The 3,012-nt window shown below is 54.0% G+C and carries 2 protein-coding genes; one reads left to right on the top strand and one right to left on the bottom strand.

The features are described 5' to 3' along the window. A partial coding sequence (locus MXAZACID_RS19905; protein WP_205619865.1) for a hypothetical protein occupies positions 1–286 on the bottom strand: 286 nt, incomplete at its 3' end. On the opposite strand from MXAZACID_RS19905, the gene MXAZACID_RS17065 reads away from it, so the two are divergent. Continuing rightward, the gene (locus MXAZACID_RS17065) at positions 271–2,823 is read left to right on the top strand and encodes a hypothetical protein (RefSeq protein ID WP_144052885.1); all 2,553 of its coding nucleotides are present in this window, start codon (positions 271–273) and stop codon (positions 2,821–2,823) included. The genes MXAZACID_RS19905 and MXAZACID_RS17065 overlap by 16 nt on opposite strands. The last annotated feature ends 189 nt before the right edge of the window (positions 2,824–3,012 follow it).

The following is a 3,012-nucleotide window of genomic DNA, read 5'->3' as shown; positions in this document are numbered from 1 at the left end:
ACAGGAGCAATCGGCAGGCCGGTTGTGGGCTAAAGGGGGCCGATAGCGGACTGGCTGTTTCCGGTTCGTGATGGGTCAAAGCGGCCATTCCCCGATGCCGTTCGCCCTCTGACTGTCGAAAAATGACAGCGGCCACTCCGAGGCGCGTTGGGCATTCATCGGCCAATACACCGGAATCCTTCCTTGACCACTTTCCTGCAATCGTTGCTAGAATCGGTGCGCCGCGATACGTTGGCTCAAATCGCCACGCACGTTGAATGATAGGTAAAAATGTTCCGAATTTCATTCGTTTCTGTGGCCATATGCGCTTCATCCATAATTCCGAACAAAGTGACGCGCGAATTCCCCAGGCTTGTCAGAAGCGCGGTGATTATAGCAGGCGGAACTCTCAGTTTTGTGTTGACTGCATTACCAGCTACTGCGGCACCACCCTGCGGGCAGAACGAGCTTCCCTATTATGCTTCATATCCTATTCCTGGCGTACCTGCGTCTAGTTGGGGCAGCTTCCTTAACATTCATTGGTCCAATGCGCAGATCAGTAACCCTCCCTGGTTTGATGCAAACGCCATGCTTGCGGCTGCAAAAGCGGCGCCAGACGGAAGCTGGGGGCAGAATCCCGTGGACCAACCAGTGGACCCGTACTTATACCTACAGACGAAGACATTTGTTCCACTGACACCAGCCTCACCAGCCCAAACTGCCCAATATCAGCAAGGGGCAGCGGCCTTCCACGCGGACAACTACGATGCCGCGATCGCGTCATTTGACAAAGTCGCTGCAGATCAGACGTCGCCATATCACGCCGCGGCCGCATACTCTGCGGCCCGGGCCGCCTTGAGCAACGGAAATTATGCGGGCGGTTTCCAGCGCATCGCTGCCCTACTGAGCAACCCCGCAATGCAGGAATTCTACAGTGCTACCTACGATTTAACGGGCACTCTGGCTTGGCAGCAACCCGACGCTAGACTTCTTGCAGCGCGCTTGGCGGAAATATCGCATCTGTTGACTGCCCCGCATGACCTGGTTTGCCAGGAACCGGAACTTACTACTCTTCAACAGAATGCAAGCGACGATATGCTGGTGCTAACCCGCATTACATCACGCACTGTCATGGATCAGATACGAGTCAATAATCCATTTGCTGATTTGGCTTGGACAATTGCCCAGCCCACTTCCTACACCCAGCCACAAAACTGGGCTCATGGCATGCCTCCCCAGATGGTTGCCTTTCCGGGCTTCGAGGCTTCGGGCGCCAAGCTGCCACCAGATGTAGAGGCCGCCTACCCTGGACTAACCCAGCACGCCCGTGAGGAGTGGCTCGCTACGAAAAACCCACTTTGGGCCTATGCCTTGGCTATCCGCACAACTAATCCGTCCGACGTCGCGCTGCTGCAAAACGCCCGCGATATCTTGCCAAGTTATGCAAGTGATCCAGTTCTTAACGCAGAGAGCTGGAATGTGCCGTCCGCTCTTTCCAGCCTGGATGCAGCGCTTTTTGAGCAGCAGGTGCGTATTTTGCTGATGAACGGCCAGCCCGGCGCAGCGATCGCTCTCATGCAATCGGGGCTAACACCAACAGCCCCTGCCCTGCCAGATAAGTTGCTTTCCTCCACGCCGGGTCGCCGAAACGGTGACTTTTACGCATTTATCGTCAATGGTGGGATTCGTTATTACGTGTCACATCAAGATTTGAGTGGGGCTCGGGCTTGGCTTTCGCAAGTCAAATCCGTCTTTCGCAACCAAGGAGTCACGTTTTTTGGATTTCAGCATGGAACATTTGAAACTCGCGAGGTTGACCCTGGACTAAGATTGATGCTCGCCCAGAGCTGGCCGGAATTCATGGCCGATGAGGTATCGATTTCAGACGACCAATACTACACTAGTAACGTCGGCCATTTAGAAGACGCCGCAGCCTTTGACTTGTTACCCGCTGACGAACTTATCAAGTTGAGCCGCTTTCCGGGTCTTAATGGACCCCAACGCCGGACGCTGCTAGGAGCGGGGTGGATACGCCTCTACATGCTGGGTCGTTGGCCGGAGTTTTTTGCGCTCATGCCCGAGGTGAGAGATAATTTTCCGGAACTTGATACCGATATCGATAATATCGAGGCTTCCTGGACAATGCGAACGCGCAAGCATCTGACTCTAAAAATGCTGCTGCATTTTCCAGGTCTGAGCCCACATCCGCAATGGATGGATCAGTATTCAAATGGTCAACTAACTCTCCGTAACACGCCCGATCTAACAGCCATCGACCCTTACGACCATAATGATGGTAATTGGTGGTGCTCGTTCGATATCCCGCGCACCGAACTGGATGTGGCTGGGACGTTCTTTGTTAACCCTGTTCAAGATAATCAAGTTGGTTTCGACTATGACTACCGTAACTTATCCGGTGGATATGTTTATTGGCCAACGGGCACTTTCGCGCCACCCCAAGGCAACCAAAATACAGACGCTGATTATGATTACGCTGTCGCGCAATCTCTCTCTCTAATCAAAGGCGACCCTCTGTTCGGCAATATCGACTACAAGGAGCTCGCGCAGCTTGCAGCTACCCAAAGCGGCCCCGAGGCACTAACCGAACACGCCGTTAAATGGGCCAAGCAATCATACTGGTTTACGCGTTTGCTTGGCATGGACAATGCTCTGCCGGAGACGCTGCATCTTGCGGTACGATCTACGCGCTATGGCTGCCATTTGGGTCCAAATTGGGGGGATGATTCTCAGTCGGCTTACACTCAGCTGCAGACGCTTTATCCCCATTCAATATGGACCGACAAAACCCCTTACTGGTTCACTCCTGATTCTCTCTCCCGATAAAGTCTCTATCGGCGGGTGGGGGCTGGGGCGGAAGTCTGCTTTTGGGAAAAGCCGTACAATTGTCCGCGTGCCCGCTGTGGGCGCAACATTTTCGTTGCGCGGCCTGGTAATCCCTCCGTTTTTAACGGGGCCTGTTCGTAGAATTCAGGCGGCGAGTTTCAGTTTCTGAGCGGGCGTGATCCCACCGAA

It is taken from the genome of Acidocella sp. MX-AZ02, assembly GCF_000306035.1.
Taxonomy (GTDB): Bacteria; Pseudomonadota; Alphaproteobacteria; order Acetobacterales; family Acetobacteraceae; genus Acidocella; species Acidocella facilis.
Note: the sequence above shows the minus strand (reverse complement) of the source record. Positions and strands in the feature narration are given on the sequence as shown.